Annotated in this window: 12 protein-coding genes and 1 riboswitch; of the genes, 6 read left to right on the plus strand and 6 right to left on the minus strand. The window is 69.3% G+C overall.

Annotated features, from left to right (window positions below; all coding sequences use genetic code 11):
* Positions 1-67: 67 nt before the first annotated feature.
* Positions 68-1600, minus strand: coding sequence for a sodium/proline symporter (locus ABD259_RS08215; protein ID WP_344161303.1), 1533 nt, complete (start codon positions 1598-1600; stop codon positions 68-70).
* Between the two features lie 836 nt (positions 1601-2436).
* Between ABD259_RS08215 and ABD259_RS08220 the strand changes: the two genes are divergently transcribed.
* Complete coding sequence (locus ABD259_RS08220; RefSeq protein ID WP_344105615.1) at positions 2437-3333, plus strand: hypothetical protein; 897 nt, start codon at positions 2437-2439, stop codon at positions 3331-3333.
* A 47-nt stretch (positions 3334-3380) separates the two neighbouring features.
* Here ABD259_RS08220 and ABD259_RS08225 read toward each other — a convergent pair whose 3' ends face one another.
* Complete coding sequence (locus tag ABD259_RS08225; RefSeq protein ID WP_344161306.1) at positions 3381-3839, minus strand: nuclear transport factor 2 family protein; 459 nt, start codon at positions 3837-3839, stop codon at positions 3381-3383.
* Positions 3840-3977: 138 nt separating this feature from the next.
* Here ABD259_RS08225 and ABD259_RS08230 point away from each other — a divergent pair, with 138 nt between their 5' ends.
* Entirely contained in the window at positions 3978-4664 is a 687-nt protein-coding gene (locus tag ABD259_RS08230) for a TetR/AcrR family transcriptional regulator (protein WP_344161310.1), read from the plus strand.
* 61 nt (positions 4665-4725) lie between these two features.
* Here the strand turns inward: ABD259_RS08230 and ABD259_RS08235 are convergent, their stop codons facing one another.
* Both ABD259_RS08235 and ABD259_RS08240 read right to left on the minus strand, forming a co-directional pair.
* Positions 4726-5115, minus strand: a complete 390-nt coding sequence (locus ABD259_RS08235; RefSeq protein ID WP_344161313.1) for a VOC family protein — start codon at positions 5113-5115, stop codon at positions 4726-4728.
* 472 nt (positions 5116-5587) lie between these two features.
* A complete protein-coding gene (locus tag ABD259_RS08240; protein WP_344161316.1) occupies positions 5588-8377 on the minus strand; it encodes an AAA family ATPase in 2790 nt (929 codons plus the stop codon).
* A gap of 117 nt (positions 8378-8494) precedes the next feature.
* Here ABD259_RS08240 and ABD259_RS08245 point away from each other — a divergent pair, with 117 nt between their 5' ends.
* From ABD259_RS08245 to ABD259_RS08255, 3 genes are all read left to right on the plus strand, one after another.
* Positions 8495-9193 carry an esterase/lipase family protein gene (locus ABD259_RS08245; protein WP_344105625.1) on the plus strand — a complete coding sequence of 233 codons (699 nt, stop codon included), beginning with the start codon at positions 8495-8497 and terminating at the stop codon, positions 9191-9193.
* 29 nt (positions 9194-9222) lie between these two features.
* A complete protein-coding gene (locus ABD259_RS08250) occupies positions 9223-9804 on the plus strand; it encodes a TetR/AcrR family transcriptional regulator (RefSeq protein WP_344105627.1) in 582 nt (193 codons plus the stop codon).
* Between the two features lie 195 nt (positions 9805-9999).
* A complete protein-coding gene (locus ABD259_RS08255) occupies positions 10000-10761 on the plus strand; it encodes an SDR family NAD(P)-dependent oxidoreductase (RefSeq protein ID WP_344105629.1) in 762 nt (253 codons plus the stop codon).
* Positions 10762-10830: 69 nt separating this feature from the next.
* Here ABD259_RS08255 and mgtE read toward each other — a convergent pair whose 3' ends face one another.
* Positions 10831-12168: a magnesium transporter gene (gene mgtE, locus ABD259_RS08260; RefSeq protein WP_344105631.1), complete on the minus strand. Its 1338-nt coding sequence runs from the start codon at positions 12166-12168 to the stop codon at positions 10831-10833.
* Between the two features lie 366 nt (positions 12169-12534).
* Positions 12535-12706, minus strand: a riboswitch (M-box (ykoK) riboswitch).
* Between the two features lie 170 nt (positions 12707-12876).
* Positions 12877-13326, minus strand: a complete 450-nt coding sequence (locus tag ABD259_RS08265) for an Lrp/AsnC family transcriptional regulator (RefSeq protein WP_344105633.1) — start codon at positions 13324-13326, stop codon at positions 12877-12879.
* Positions 13327-13459: 133 nt separating this feature from the next.
* Between ABD259_RS08265 and ABD259_RS08270 the strand changes: the two genes are divergently transcribed.
* Entirely contained in the window at positions 13460-14557 is a 1098-nt protein-coding gene (locus ABD259_RS08270; protein WP_344105635.1) for a thiamine pyrophosphate-dependent dehydrogenase E1 component subunit alpha, read from the plus strand.

Consider the following 14557-nt stretch of genomic DNA (forward strand, 5'->3'; position numbering starts at 1 on the left):
GCTCCGATTATCCCAGAGACCACCCCAGGAGAAGTTCCTCCCCGCGAGGAGGGGCGGGGAGGAACCCTCAGGTCGTGGGGCGCTCGTCGCTCGCGGCCCGCATGTCCCGCATGAGCGCGTCGGTGTCGGTCGGCCTCCGGGTAAGGAGGCTGACGATCCATACCGCGAGTGTCGAGGCGATAAAGCCCGGGATCAGCTCGTACATGTACGGCTTGAGGGTGTAGTACCACGTCACCGTTGTCACGGCGCCGACGATGATGCCCGCCGCGGCCCCCGCGGCTGTGGTTCTTCGCCAGAAGAGGGACAGCAGCAGGGACGGGCCGAAGGCGGCGCCGAGGCCGGCCCAGGTGAATAGGACGAGCCAGAAGACGACGTCTTCGATGCCGGGGACATAGAGGAGGCCGACGGCGAGGAGGACCATGGCCAGGACAACCAGGCGGCTGATGCGCACGGCGTCGGGGCCGCTGATGTCGCCGTTCTTCAGGACGAGGCCCTGGTAGATGTCGCGGACCACGCCCGAGGCTCCGACGAGGAGTTGCGAGTCGGCGGTGGACATGATGGCCGCGAAGACGGCGGCCACCAGGAGACCGGCGATGAAGGCCGGGAGGTACTCGGCGGCGAGGAAGGGGAAGAGCTGTTCGCTGTCGGCTCCGGGGAGCGCTTCGACGCTGCCGTAGATCGCCCGTCCGACCAGGCCGACGGAGACGGCTCCCCAGCCCATCAGGACGTTCCACACCGTCCCCCACACGGCGGCGCCGCGGAGGCTGCGCGGGTCGTCGACGGACATGTAGCGGATGATGATGTGGGGGTTGCCGGGCGAGCCCAGGCCGATCCCGAGAGCGCCGATCAGGGCGCCGACACCCAGGGACAACGGGTCGAGCAGGGCGGGGTCCAGGGCGCGGAGGGTGTCGATCATCGGGCCCCAGCCGATGCTCGCCATCGCGATGAGCGGCAGGACGACCAGGCCGAAGAGCATGAACATGGCCTGTACGACGTCCGTCAGCGCGACCGCGACGTACCCGCCCACGACCGTGTAGAGCAGCACGATTCCCGCGGTGATCCACACGCCCGCCATGTCCGGCAGCCCGAAGCTGCTGGCGAAGGCCTTGCCTCCGGCCGTGAACTGCGCGGCGATGTAGGAGGTCATGAAGAGGACGATGACGCCGGCGATGAGCGCCCGCAGTGCGCGTCCGCCGCCGAGGCGGCTGACGAAGTAGTCGGTCAGCGTGATGTCGCCGTGCCTGCCGGTGAACCGCCGCAGCCGGGGCGCGGCGAACAGGAAGAGGAAGAGTTCCATCAGCGTGTAGCCGACGACCGACCACACAGCGGATGCCCCGCTCACGAAGGCCAGGCCCGTCATGCCGAGCAGGAGCCAGGCGCTGCGTCCGGAGGTGACCGCGCTCAGGGCCACGACGACGTGCTTCATTTTCCGTCCGCCGAGGAAGAACCCGGCCGCAGATCCCGATCCCACGCGCGTGGCGTAGACAGCAATGCCAATCACCAGAAGGAGATACAGGGAGAAGGAGCCCAGGACGGCCCAGTCGGCGTCGACCGCGACCTGGGCCTCTGGAGCTTCGGCGGCCGTCGCGATCACCGTCATGACGGCTCCCGTGGCGGACGGCGGCCGCCGCTCGCGGCCGGGGTTTCGGTGCCGCCTACAGTGGCGGGCTCCGAAGCGGCGGATGGTGGTGTCAACGGCACAAGGGCGGGGTGCGCGGGGATCATGATGACGTCATCGCCTCTGTTCTGGTCGGGGATCCGCAGAGCGGGTCGCCCCGCGTCTGCGAGGTTTGGGGTAGGTGGGTCCGGGGCGACGTGTTAGGCCGTTGCCGGGACGGTTGATATGGTTCCGGCAGGTTGGGCGGATCGGTGTCGGAGCCCGCGACGGTAATGACGTTCGATTGGCTGCCGCCCTCCTCTTCGCTTCGTGGTCACATGGTTACTGGCGTCCCCGGTTCGCGGCGGACCAATCCATCCATGGGACGTCCACGTCGACCGGTCGTTCTCCCTACCCGCTGGTTTATCCGAGGTTAGGCTGGCCAATCCCGACCGTGACTCCGCCGCTTTTTTCTAACCCTTGGATAACCAATGCTTCATCGACGCCCGTCGCACCATGGATTTATGGAGAATCGCTCTACCAAAATACCGGTGCCCGAAAGCCTCCGAATCTCCTTAGCGACACCCCATGTTCGAGGCATACGCGACGCAGAGCGACACACATGATCACGCGGGGAATTCGCTTGGAAACGAAGAGTGACACCCGCCGGTCATCCACCCGTTGCGACGAGGGGAGCGGACAAAGCCTCCGTTCGTCCGGAATCCGACCCTGTGAACGTGAGTCAGATCGCTGTTCACTCATTGATCCGACTAGGGGTGTCCCCTATTAGCCTCTTCTCAGGCATCATTGCCTCTAAAGAGGAAAAAGGAAGTCTCGCCATGGCCGAACAGACCTACCCCTCGCCACCGCCCTCGTTGAGTATCCGCAGGGCGGGGGTGACCATCCGACTCACGCCGCACGCGCTGGTCTGGGAGGATGCGGTTACGGTGAGCCACATTCCCTACACGGCGATCACCGATGCCGAGGCCGACCCCTTCCCGGCCTACGCGAGCAGTCTGCGCGTCACCGTTCGCGACACCGGGACCGGCCACCCGTCCGTCTACGAACTGCTTTGTTCGCCACGCGACGCCGCCGCCTTCGCCGCCGCGATCACCGCTCAGATTCCCCGGAACGGCGACAGGCCGCCGCCATCCGACCAGCGCGCCATCACCGTCGCCCCGCGGCGCGACGACCCGCCACTGCTGGAGCGCCACGAACCCCAGGAACTCGCCACGCGCGTTCTGCTCATGCTCTTCACCCTCAATTCCCTGGGGCTCATCATCTTCGGTGAGTGGTTCTGGGCATTGATGTCATGGTGCGGATTCATCGGCTGGTACGCCGCCGGCGCCCTCATCACCCTCGCCGTGAACGGAATTCGCAGTGCGTGGCTGGTGATAACGAAGGGAGTCCGAACCGAAGCCCGGTACAGCCACACCGAGCAACGGCGGGACTCTGCGGGCAATTCCGCCACCTACCAGATCTACACCTTCACCGACCCGAGCGGTATCACTCGCGAGTACACCCACATTCCCGGCGACGCCGACAGGTCGGCGCCGAAGCAGTCCCGCACCATCCGCTTTGTTCCCAGCGAGCTCTACCACCACGACATTTCCTCGACATTCGAGGTCGTTCTGGCCTTCGTCACGACACCATTGCTCATCGCCGCCGCGATCTTCGCCGCCGCCATCGGATTCGTCAATATGCCGGGGCGGCTTTTCCTCCTGCTGGTGGGATGAGCACCGGTACCACCACGCGACCCGCGGCGCCGACGTCGTGGCGAGGACTAGCGGATCGGGAGCGCGTTACCGTACTCCGATTCCGGGCGCGGCCCGTAGATGCGGCGTTCCTCCGGGAGGATGGCGATGTCGTTGATACTCGCCTCCCGGCGGCTCATCAGGCCGTGCCCATCGAACTGCCACAGCTCGTTGCCGTAGCTGCGCCAGGTGCGCCCCTCAGCGTCGTGCCACTCGTACTGGAACCGCACCGATATCCGGTTCCCGCCGAAGCTCCACAGCTCCTTGCGCAGGGCGTAGTCGAGCTCCCTCTTCCACTTGCGGGCCAGGAAGTCGATGATCGCGGCGCGCCCGGTGATGAAGTCGTCGCGGTTCCGCCAGACGGCGTCGGGAGTGTAGGCGAGGGCCACTCGTTCCGGGTCGCGGGTGTTCCACGCGTCTTCAGCGGCCTGGACCTTGCGCCGCGCTGATTCCTCGTCGAAGGGCGGCAGGGGCGGACGGGCGGTCATAGGTACTACCTCCGGGAGAATGCGTCGACCGATCCATGCGGTCACGAACCAGAGGGAACGGTCGTTCTCCCCCGGATCTGTACCCTAGAGAACGAGCGTTCTCACCCGCAAGCGCCCCTGAGCCGAAAGTTGGATGACGTGGAGTTGCCCGAGGTCAGAGAACGGGTGTTGGAAGCGGCCGGTCGGCTGTTCTACCGCGACGGCATCCAGGCCGTCGGGATGGACGCCATCCGGGCCGCGTCCGGCATCTCCCTCAAACGGCTCTACCAGTGTTTCCCCAGCAAAGAATCCCTGGTCACCCACTACCTCGCGGAGCGCGACACGAACTGGCGCGACGCGCTGGTCCGATTCGTCGACGCCGCGGACACCGACAGCCCGCGCACCCTGGCCGTCTTCGACTTCCTGGCGGCCTGGTTCACCACCGACGACTTCCGCGGCTGCTCCTTCATCAACGCCTTCGGCGAGCTCGGTGCACGGTCCGAGCCGGTCGCCCACGCGGTCTACGCGCACAAGCGGACACTGCTGCTCCATCTCCAGGACTTCCTGCGCCGTGACGGCATCACCGAGCCGGCGCGGCTCGCCGAACAGCTGCTCCTGCTCGTCGATGGCGCCATCGTCTGCGCGGCGACGGGGGGCAATCCGAACGCCGCCGATGACGCCAGGTCGGTGGCCGCCGGACTGCTCGCGGGTTCGCCCCGTTCCTCCGGCACACCTCTCCCCGAAGCGCGGGCCACTCCTGCTCCCGCCCCGCACGAGCCACCCTCCCCGACGCCCACCGAGGCGGCTCCACCGCCACCGCTGCTGGACACACCTCCCCGGTCATGACCGGGCAAGCGGGCGCGCCCCACTCCCAACCCCGCCCACGGAGACGGAGCGCACCGCGCCGTCAGTCCCGCGCGCCGCTCCCGTAGGGCCGGGTGATGAGCTCCAGGAAGTGGCCGTCGGGGTCGGTGAAGTAGACACCGCGTCCGCCGTCGTTGGTGTTGATCTCACCGGGTCGCTCCTGGCGCGGGTCGGCCCAGTAGTCCAGGCCCCTCCCCGTGATCCGGGCGAAGCTCTCCGAGAACTCCTCCTCGCTGACCAGGAAGGCGTAGTGCTGGGGGCGGATCTCACCCTCGACTTCCATGAAGTCGAGGGTGACGGCGTTGGAGAGCTCGACGGCCAGGAAGGGACCAAAAGGCGTGGCCGGTGGAAGGCCGAGGATCTCGGTGAGGAACCGCGCCGACGCCTCCTTGTCTCGCGCGGCGACGATGGTGTGGTTCAGCTCGATGGCCATGGTGAACTCCCGTCCTCTTCGAGGTCCTGGGGGCGTCGCCCCGTACGAATCACGAACCTAAGACGTCAACCGCACTTGAGGTCAATAACGTACCCACCACCTCCTGCGGCCAGTTCCGGCCGACTCATCGGAACTCATCAGAAAACGCGCGCCTCGCCGCTTCCGCCGCTTGCCCACCGCCCCAACGCCGCGTCAGGCACGCATAAGAGAAGTGAAAGTCACAAGTGGTCGTATGGGGAGCGATGAGAATCGACGAGGACCAACGAGAAAACGATCAACTCATGTAGCGAATCGCACGCATGGTCGCTCTCTCAATAGTCACGGATTCAACCACGACCCTGATCCCGGTAATGGTGTCGTCGACGGACCAGCCGACCGAAAACGGCATTTCCCCAGCCTCATCCCGGACCACTCGGAATGATCCCGCTATGCCGTAGATGTTCGCTCCGGAAGCCCTCGCTCCCACCGCGTTTCAAGAGAGCATGCGCGCTAGTTCGACGCGAGAGCGAATTCCGAGTTTCACGAACACGTTGCGCAGGTGGTGGTCGACGGTGCGCGGACTGAGGAACAACTGCGCGGCCACCTCGCGGTTGGTGGCCCCCTCCGCAACGTAGCGGGCCACCTGCAGCTGCCGCGGGCTCAGCCCCGCCGGTGCGGTCCGTTCGCGCGGGCGGACCGCTTCCCCCGTCGCCCGCAGCTCCGAGCGCGCCTGGCACGACCACGGCGCGGCGTTCAAACCGTCGAAGGTCTCCAGCGCCGAGTACAGGTGCTCCCGTGCCCGGCGCACCTGGCGGGAACGGCGCAGCATGCTGCCGAACAGGAGCTCGGTACGGGCACGCTCGAAGTCGCAGTACCCGCTCTTGTGCAGGGTGATCGCCTCCTGGAAGTACTCCTCGGCCCGGCTCCCCTCCGCGCGCAGCGCCCGGCACCGCGCAGCCAGGGCGCGCACGCCGTCGCCGTCGGTCGCCTCGGCCCACCGGTCGAAGGTGCGCAGTGCGCCCTCCGCACGCTCCAGGTCGTCGGTGCGCATGGCAGCCTCCATGTAGTGCGGGGCACTGAGCATCCGGAGCGCCGCGTGCCCCCGCCCCGGTCCGGCATTCGCCAGCGCACGCAACCGGGCCACCGCCTCGTTCATCCGCCCCATCCCCAGGTCCAGGTAGGCCAGCGCCCAGGTCGCCAGTGCCGCGGAAAGACCGAGATCGTGGGAGTGGGCGTGGCGCAGCGCCGCGTCCGCCTGGCGATGGCACTCGCCCTCCTCCCCGTGGAGGGCCGCGACCATGGCCAGGGTTGCGCGGTGGTGGCTCGCGCAGTTGCGCTGCCCGGTCTCCTCGGCAAGCCGCAGCCCCTCGGTCGCGTTGGACGACGCCAACTCAAACCGCCCGGTCCACAGCTCGGCGTAGGTCAGGTACGCCAGGGCGCGCGGGATCGCTGACACCGCCCCCGTCCGGCGGGCCACGGCCACGGCGCGGGACTCCAGGGCATGGGCACGGACCGGGGCGCCGAGCAGGAGCGCGCAGATCCCGCCCCAGATGAGGGCATCCGGCTCGTCGATACCCTCGGCGTCGTCGAGCGCCCGCCGCAGCGGAGCCACGGCGTCGGCATGGCGCCCCCGGTACATCGCCGCCTTCCCGGCGATGTAGTCGAACATGAGGCGCGTGCGCGGCGGCTCGTCGAGTCCGCGCAGTTCCGCCATGCGTTGGGCGGTGTGGCAGAACCGGCGGTGGTCACCGGCCAGGGTGCTGGCTTCGGCCGACTGGAGCAGGGTGCGCAGGGCGAGATCGCGATGCTCGGGTAGCAGGCGTTCCGCCGCGCCGCCGAGCGCCGTGTGGGCGTCGATGGCGATGCCGGCGCCCAGCTCGATGCGGCCGCGCAGAAGTTCGGCGCGGCCCCGCACGCTCTCCTGCTGTTGACTGTCGACCGGTACCCGCACGCGGTCGAGCAGAGTACGCGCCCGTTCGGCGCGCCCGGAGAGCCAGGCGTCGCGGGCCGCCTCGATCAGCCGGTCGGCCGTGGCGGCGCTGTCGCGGGTGAGTTCGGCGGCGCGTTCGAAGAGCCGGGAGGAGGTCGCGTAGCCGCTGTTCTCCCGTTCCCGCACCGCGACCCGCTCCAGCTCGCGTCCGCATTCTTCGTCATGGTGCGGTGCGGTGGCTGCGCGGTGCCAGGCGCCGCGGCAGAGGTCGCCGGTCTCGTCGTAGACGCGGGTCAGGATGCGGTGCGCTCTGTGCCGGTGGGCGAGCCCGGCCGTGTGGTAGGCGGCGGACCGCACGAGGGGGTGGCGGAAGGTGATCGCGTGCTCGTGGGCCCGCACCAGTCCGTCGGCTTCGGCGGGGTGGAGCGCGGCCAGGTCGACGCCGGCGTGCTCGGCAGCGCGCACCAGGACCCGGAGGTCCAGCTCCTCCCCCGCTGCCAGGATCAGCAGCAGTGTGCGGGTGGCGGCCGGCAGCCGGTCGACGCGTTCGGTGTAGGTCCGCCCCAGCCGTCCCCCGGGCTCGGGCACGCAGGGCAGGGGGTCGGCTCCGGCGAGCTGGGCGGGGCTCAGGGAGGCGACCAGTTCTACGGCCGCCAGTGGGTTGCCCTGTGCGAGGGCGGCGAGTTCCGCGCGCACAGCATCGTTCAGCGGGTGCGGTGCGGTGTCGCCCAGGATGGCGTGGATGGCGTCGGCGTCGAGGGGGTCGAGGCGGTGGAGGGGGATCCCCGTGGCCAGGCGCACCCGGTCCTCGGCGGTGGCCCGCGCCTCGCTGCGGGCGGCGACCAGAAGGACCATCCCCTCGCTCCCGGACCGACGCGCGGCGAAGGACAGGACGTCGAGTGAGGCGGTGTCGAGCCAGTGGGCGTCGTCGACGCGGATGAGGAGGGGGCCGTCATGGGCTACTTCGGTGAGCAGGTTCAGCACGGCGACGGAGAGCAGGAAGGGTTCGGGTGCCGGGGCGGCGGCCTGGCCGAGGGCGGCGTCGAGGGCGTCGCGCTGCGGGTCGGGGAGGGCGGCCGAGTGGTGCATGACGGGGCGCAGCAGGCGGTGCAGCCCGGCGAAGGCCAGGTCGGTCTCGGTGGGCACGCCGCGGGCGTCCAGGGAGGTGAATTCGGGTGCCGCCCTCAGGGCGTCGTCGAGGAGGCAGGTCTTGCCGATCCCGGGTTCGCCGAGGACGACCAGGGCGCCGCTCGTATCCGCGCGGGCGTCCGTGAGGAGGCGCCGGACAACGCTTTGTTCGCGGTCGCGGCCGCGTAGACGGATCGAACGTGTGACGGGGGGCACATCCAACACACCGTCAAAGTTACTCGCCAGTAAAAGACGTGTAAATCGGACCGGTGATTTCGCCGATGCACCGAACACCGTACATAGCCGACACTTCTGACAAATCCCCCACCCCCGGGAGTACAGATGCGTCGTCTTCTCACCTGCCTGTGCGGCATCGCCGCGGCCGCCCTGGTGTTCGCCACCGGCGCTCCCGCCCAGGCCCAGAGCCGGGCCCCCGAGACCACCCCCGTCGTCTTCGTTCACGGATTCGCCGGGAAGGGGAGCCAGTGGTGGGCCATGCGGCGGGACTTTTTGGCCAACGGCTATACCGAGGACCAGCTGCACGTCTTCACCTACAACTCGCTGCGCTCGAACGAGACCAGCGCCGAACGCCTCGCGGGGTTCGTCGACGAGGTGCTCGCCACGACCGGCGCGGACAGAGTCGACCTGGTGACCCATTCCATGGGCGGGCTGCCCTCGCGCTGGTACATCAGGTTCCTCGGCGGAGCCGACCGTGTCGACGACTGGGTCTCCATCGGAGGGCCGAACAACGGAACCGCGGTCGCCGGGGCCTGCTTCTCCCTGTTCACCTCCTGCCGGGAGATGAAGCGCGGCTCGGGGTTCCTGAGCGATCTCAACGCCGACGACCCGACGCCGCACGGCGTGAACTACGTGACCTTCCGCTCCCCCTGCGACCTGATCATCTCGCCGATCAGCAGCACCGCCCTCGACGGCGCGGCCAACCACCGCACCCGCTGCCTGGAGCACATCTCCATGATGTGGGCGCCCAGCGTCATCACGTCGGTGCGCGAGACGATCTCCTCACCCCTTATTTTTGACTGATCGTTCCCGATAGGTGTAGCGTCGCCGACATGGCACGAACCAAGGAGTTCGACCCGGACGCGGCGCTGCACGCTGCCATCGAGATGTTCTGGGAGCGCGGGTACGAGGCGACGTCCATGGCCGACCTCGTCGAGCACCTCGGAGTCGCCCGGGCGAGCATCTACGCGACGTTCGGCGGCAAGCGCGAGCTCTACCTCAAGGCGCTCGACCGCTACGGGGAGCTGGCCGACCCCGACCTCATCCAGCGGCTCTCCCAACCCGGACCCGCACTGCCTGCTGTGCGGGACCTGATCCTCAGGTTCGCCGAGGAGGCAGCGGGCGAGGGCGCCCGCCGCGGCTGTCTCATCACCAACACCGCAGTCGAACTCGCCCCGCACGACGCCCAGGCCGCCCAGCGGGTCGAGGCGGCGTGGCTGATCCAGGAGACCGCCATCGCCGGTGCGCTGAGTCGAGCGCAGGCCCAGGGCGAGCTTTCCGAGGACCGCGACGCCCGCGGGCTCGCCCGCTGCCTGGTCGTACTCCTGCAGGGCATCCGCGTCGCGGGCAAGACCTCCACCGACCCGGGGCGTGTACGGGCCGCGGCCGAACAGGCGCTGGCACTGCTGGACTGACCCGCACCCGACCCGCGGACAAGCGCCCCGGCGTCCCGCCGCTATTCGGCTATCCCCTCGCACCGCCCTTCCCTGGGCGACGCATGGCCAAATTCAAGAACGATCGATCTAAAATTTCGTCGCACTCGTGCCCGGCGAACCGCTAACCGACCCCGACCGAAGACGACCCACCGATATCGACAGGAGTTCTCGCTCATGACCGCACGATTCACCGGAAAAACCGTTCTCGTTACCGGCAGCGGGCGCGGCATCGGCCGCGGTATTGCGCTGGCCTTCGCCCGCGAAGGCGCGTCCGTCGTCGTGGCCGGGCGCACCCGCGCCCCGATCGAGGAAACGGCCCGGCTGATCGGCCAGGGCGGCGGGACCGCGACGGCCGTGACCGCGGACGTCACCGATTCCGCCTCCGTGGCCTCCCTCATCTCCACGACCGTGGCGACCTACGGATCGCTCGACGTCGCCGTCAACAACGCCGGAGTACTGACCACCCGGGGCCCGCTCGCCGACATCGACGAGCAGCAGTGGCGCTCAATGCTCGACATCAATGTCACCGGCGTGCTGCTCTCGATGAAGCACGAGGTCGCGCACATGCGGGCCAATGGTGGAGGCTCCATCGTCAACATCTCCTCCACGCTCGGCTGGCACGTGCGCCATGCCGGCGTCGCCGGGTACGCGGCCACCAAGGCGGCGGTCACGGCCCTGACGAGGACGGCCGCGCTGGACCACATGGGCGAGGGGGTCAGGATCAACACCGTGAGCCCGGGGCCGGTGGCGACACCCATGTCCTTGCTACCGGGGGAGTCCGGCACCGACCGCGCTGACCGCCTCAAGGAGACGAGCCCCGTCGGCCGTGTCGGGGCCGTGGAGGAGATCGCCGCCGCGGTGCTGCATCTTGCCGCCCCAGAGTCGGCCTACACCGTCGGTGCCGACCTGGCAGTGGACGGGGGCGTCAGCGCCTGACCGGCTGCGCACACGGTGCCCACGTGGCGGGCCGGTTGCCGGGCGGCAACCGGCCCGCCACGCCACGCGTCACCACAGGACCACCTTGGCGATCTCGAAGTAGATGATCAGGCCGGTTCCGTCGACCAGGGTCGCGATGAACGGGGCGGAGACGACCGCCGGGTCTATGCCGAGTCGGCGCAGCACCAGCGGCAGGATCGAGGAGACCAGGGCCGACCACAGGACGATCGCCGCGACCGTCAGCACCACGACCAGGGTGACCTGCGGCCCCACCCCCAGCATCCAGGCGCGGATCATCGCGGCCCCGGCCATCCCCACCGCGATCAGCATGCCGGTGCCCATCTCCTTGCGGATCACCCGGCCCATGTCGCGCAGGGCCACCTCGCCGGTGGCCATCGCCCGGATGAGGGTGGTGGTGATCTGGGTTCCGGTGTTGCCGCCGGTCCCGATCAGCAGCGGGACGAAGAAGGCGAGCGCGATGGCCGCCTCCAGCTCCTCCTCGAAGTGCCGCAGGACGGTGCCGGTGTAGGCCTCGGCTGCGAAGAGCACCAGCAGCCACAGGATCCGCTTCTTCCACAGCTTCCACGGAGAAGCGTGCAGGTAGGGCACGTCCAGCGGGGAGGAGCCGCCCTGACGCTCGGCGTCCTCGGTGGCCTCCTCCTCGACGATGTCGGCGACGCCGTCGGCGGTGATGACACCGACGATCCGGCCGTCGGCCACCACCGGGATGGCCGCGAGGTCGTGCGCGTTGAGCAGCCGCGCCGCCTCCTCGCGGTCGGCGTCGGCGGTGACGTCGATGACGCGGGTCCGCATCAGCTCGCCGAGCGGCCTGTCGGACGGGGCGAGCACGAGCTCGCGGAACGGGACCACGCCGCGCAGTTCTCCGTGGTCGCCGGTGACATACAGCGTGAATGCCACCGCGCCGTCGGCGGCGCTCTCCCGCACCCGCTCGATGGCCTCCCCCGCGGGGGTGTCGGCGGGCAGGGCGATGAATACGGGCGTCATGTGCGCCCCGGCGCTCGTCGGCGGGTGGGCGAGCACCGTCCGCAGGGGGGCCGAGCGCTCCCGGTCCAGGCGCGCCAGGACCTCGACGACCAGCGGGGAGGGCATCTCGCGCAGGATCGCGGCGGCGCGGTCGGGCCGGATGCGGCCGATGGTCTCGATCAGGGTGGGCAGCGGGAGCTGCCCGAGGAAGTCGGCGGCGGTGTGCCGGTCCACCGACTCGACCAGCCGGGCGGTGGCGGGCGGACCGATGAGGTAGGCCAGCCGCGCGGCGCGGTCCTGGTCCAGCCGGGCCAGCTCCTCGCCGCGCTCGTGGGGGTCGGTGACGTCACCGAACCAGCGCTCCAGCGCGTCGGGGCGGGGCTCGTTGAGAACGGTGCGCAGGGACGTGCGAACGAGGGTCATGGCGTCTCCTCAGAGGTGCGGTAAGAATGCGCAGGCACGCGGAAATAGCCGTTCGGCGTGGGAACGGACGGGTCCGTCAATGGACGGCGTGGTACTACGGGAAGCGGACGCGAAACCCGCGGATAATCACCGCGTCACGAATGCGCGCATTCGGGGGACGGCATTCCGCAGGGTCGCCGAGAGCGGACTTCGACCCGGACTCATCTGCCATCACCTCCCCCAGTCGCGCCCGGACCGGCCGGTGCGCCCCTGCGCCGCGGACCGGTCAGCCGCGGCGGCACCACCGCGATCGGTGAACGCCGCCCGTGACGTGAGGGCCGCGGGCAACGCCCTGCGGTCGCACCCCTCGACAAGAGCGAGGGAGGAAGAAGACCTCCACGTCAGAGCTTTGGCACTGCGCGACGTGATCCAGGTGCCCGGAAGCCACTTCGGGCCACCCCTTAAGCCGGGGAGGCCTGTCCTAGCCCGGCGGTGTCTCTCGACACCGGCGGACCAGTGGCCTGTGTTCGCGCAGGAGCCTCACCGAACGAGGTACTGCCGTTTCAGTTTGGACCCCGGCCCGCAGTTCGTCAAATTCCGCGTCCGATCGACAATGCCGCCCTCGACACGGCAAGGGGTCATCGTGAAAGGGGTCCGTCATTGCCGTGATCACCTCGGTATTCGCGACCGCGAAAAGCCGCGGAGCCACGCGATAGCCACGGGCCACAGTCACGGGTGTCGATTGATATGTGGCTCGTCCAATATGAACATCGTCTGGGTGTTGCGCACCTCCGGGAGCCGCTGCAAGCGCTCCAGGACGAAGGTCCGCAGGGCGGCGGCGTCAGCCACGCGGACGAGGAGGAGCAGGTCGACGTCGCCGGAGACCAGTGCGGCGTGGTCGACCTCGGGGATGTCGCAGAGGTAGTCGCGGAACCTCTCCCAGGAGTGCTGTTCGATCCGCACCGACACGTAGGCGGCGAGGCCGGCCCCGTACTTCTCCGGGTCGATGACGGCGGTGAACCCGCGGATCACCCCCTGGTCGCGGAGCCGGTCGAGCCGCGCGTAGGCGTTCGCCCGGGAGATGTGGACCTGCTGGGCGACAGCGCGGATGGACATTCGGCCGTCCGCCTTGAGCAGCTCGATGATGTGCCGGTCCACCGGGTCCAGATCCACGGCCATGTGTCTCACCTCACACCGCGCGAGCGGAGATCGAGTAGGACGATCTGCAGCGACAGCGGCAGCGAACGGCAATCTGTCCACGGTCGCCCGCCGGATATGGACAATATGGGGTGATTCACTTCATATTCAAGACATGAAGCGCACCGATGAGTTGGCCGGCTCGGCTCCTCCACTCCCATCCCGGGAGCCGATTCGCCTTGTGGACCCGCAGGGCCACCGCGTCGGCGAGGCCGAATACCCCACTCCCGAACCCGGCACCTTGCTGGCGCTGTTACGGGCGATGCTCATTGGGCGGCGCTTCGACCGTCAGGCCAGCGCGCTGGCCCGGCAGGGCCGCCTCGCGGTCTACCCCTCCTCGCATGGCCAGGAGGCGTGCCAGGTGGGCGGCGTGCTGGCGCTGGCGGACGACGACTGGCTCTTCCCCACCTATCGCGACTGCGTGTCACTGGTCACCCGCGGCGTCGACCCCATCGAGGTCCTCACGCTGCTGCGCGGCGACTGGCACAGCGGCTATGACCCCGAGCGACACCGCTGCGCCCCGCAGTGCACCCCGCTGGCCACCAACGCCTCCCACGCGGTCGGCCTGACGTACGCCGCGCGGCGCAAGGGCGAGGACGCGGCGGCGCTGGTGCTCATGGGCGACGGCGCCACCAGCGAGGGCGACGCCCACGAGGCGTACAACTTCGCGGCGGTGTGGAACACCCCGGTCGTCTTCCTGATCCAGAACAACCGGTGGGCGATCAGTGTCCCGGTGCACAAGCAGTCCGTCGCCCCGACGCTGGCGCACAAGGCCATCGGGTACGGGATGCGCGGCTATAACGTCGACGGCAATGACGCGGCGGCCGTCCACGCCGTCGTCAGCCACGCCCTCGCCGAGGCCCGGGCCGGCGGCGGCCCCGCGATCGTCGAGGCGCAGACCTACCGCCTGGACCCGCACACCAACTCCGACGACCCGCAGCGCTACCGGGACGACACCGAGGTGGAGTACTGGAAGGCGCGCGACCCGATCACCCGCCTGGAGGCCCTGCTGCGCGGCGAGGGGCTGCTCGACGATGCCGAGGCGGAGCGCATGGGCGCCGAGGCCGAGCGTGTGGCCGCCGATGTGCGCGAGCGGCTCTCCGGACCGGACCGGCTCACCCCCGAGGAGCTCTTCTCCCACGTGTACTCCGCCGCACCGGCGATGCTGCGGCGGCAGCGCCAGGAGCTGCTCGACGAGACGCGGAAGGGCTGA

Origin of the sequence: Nocardiopsis rhodophaea (genome assembly GCF_039530945.1) — a bacterium.
GTDB classification, from domain to species: Bacteria; Actinomycetota; Actinomycetes; order Streptosporangiales; family Streptosporangiaceae; genus Nocardiopsis_C; species Nocardiopsis_C rhodophaea.

Excerpts from the sequence above, each read along its gene's own strand:
- ABD259_RS08215 (WP_344161303.1), bottom strand. The coding sequence starts at position 1,600 with ATGACGGTGATCGCGACGGCCGCCGAAGCTCCAGAGGCCCAGGTCGCG.
- ABD259_RS08220 (WP_344105615.1), top strand. The coding sequence starts at position 2,437 with ATGGCCGAACAGACCTACCCCTCGCCACCGCCCTCGTTGAGTATCCGC.
- ABD259_RS08225 (WP_344161306.1), bottom strand. The coding sequence starts at position 3,839 with ATGACCGCCCGTCCGCCCCTGCCGCCCTTCGACGAGGAATCAGCGCGG.
- ABD259_RS08235 (WP_344161313.1), bottom strand. The coding sequence starts at position 5,115 with ATGGCCATCGAGCTGAACCACACCATCGTCGCCGCGCGAGACAAGGAG.
- ABD259_RS08245 (WP_344105625.1), top strand. The coding sequence starts at position 8,495 with ATGCGTCGTCTTCTCACCTGCCTGTGCGGCATCGCCGCGGCCGCCCTG.
- ABD259_RS08250 (WP_344105627.1), top strand. The coding sequence starts at position 9,223 with ATGGCACGAACCAAGGAGTTCGACCCGGACGCGGCGCTGCACGCTGCC.
- ABD259_RS08255 (WP_344105629.1), top strand. The coding sequence starts at position 10,000 with ATGACCGCACGATTCACCGGAAAAACCGTTCTCGTTACCGGCAGCGGG.
- mgtE (WP_344105631.1), bottom strand. The coding sequence starts at position 12,168 with ATGACCCTCGTTCGCACGTCCCTGCGCACCGTTCTCAACGAGCCCCGC.
- ABD259_RS08265 (WP_344105633.1), bottom strand. The coding sequence starts at position 13,326 with ATGGCCGTGGATCTGGACCCGGTGGACCGGCACATCATCGAGCTGCTC.
- ABD259_RS08270 (WP_344105635.1), top strand. The coding sequence starts at position 13,460 with ATGAAGCGCACCGATGAGTTGGCCGGCTCGGCTCCTCCACTCCCATCC.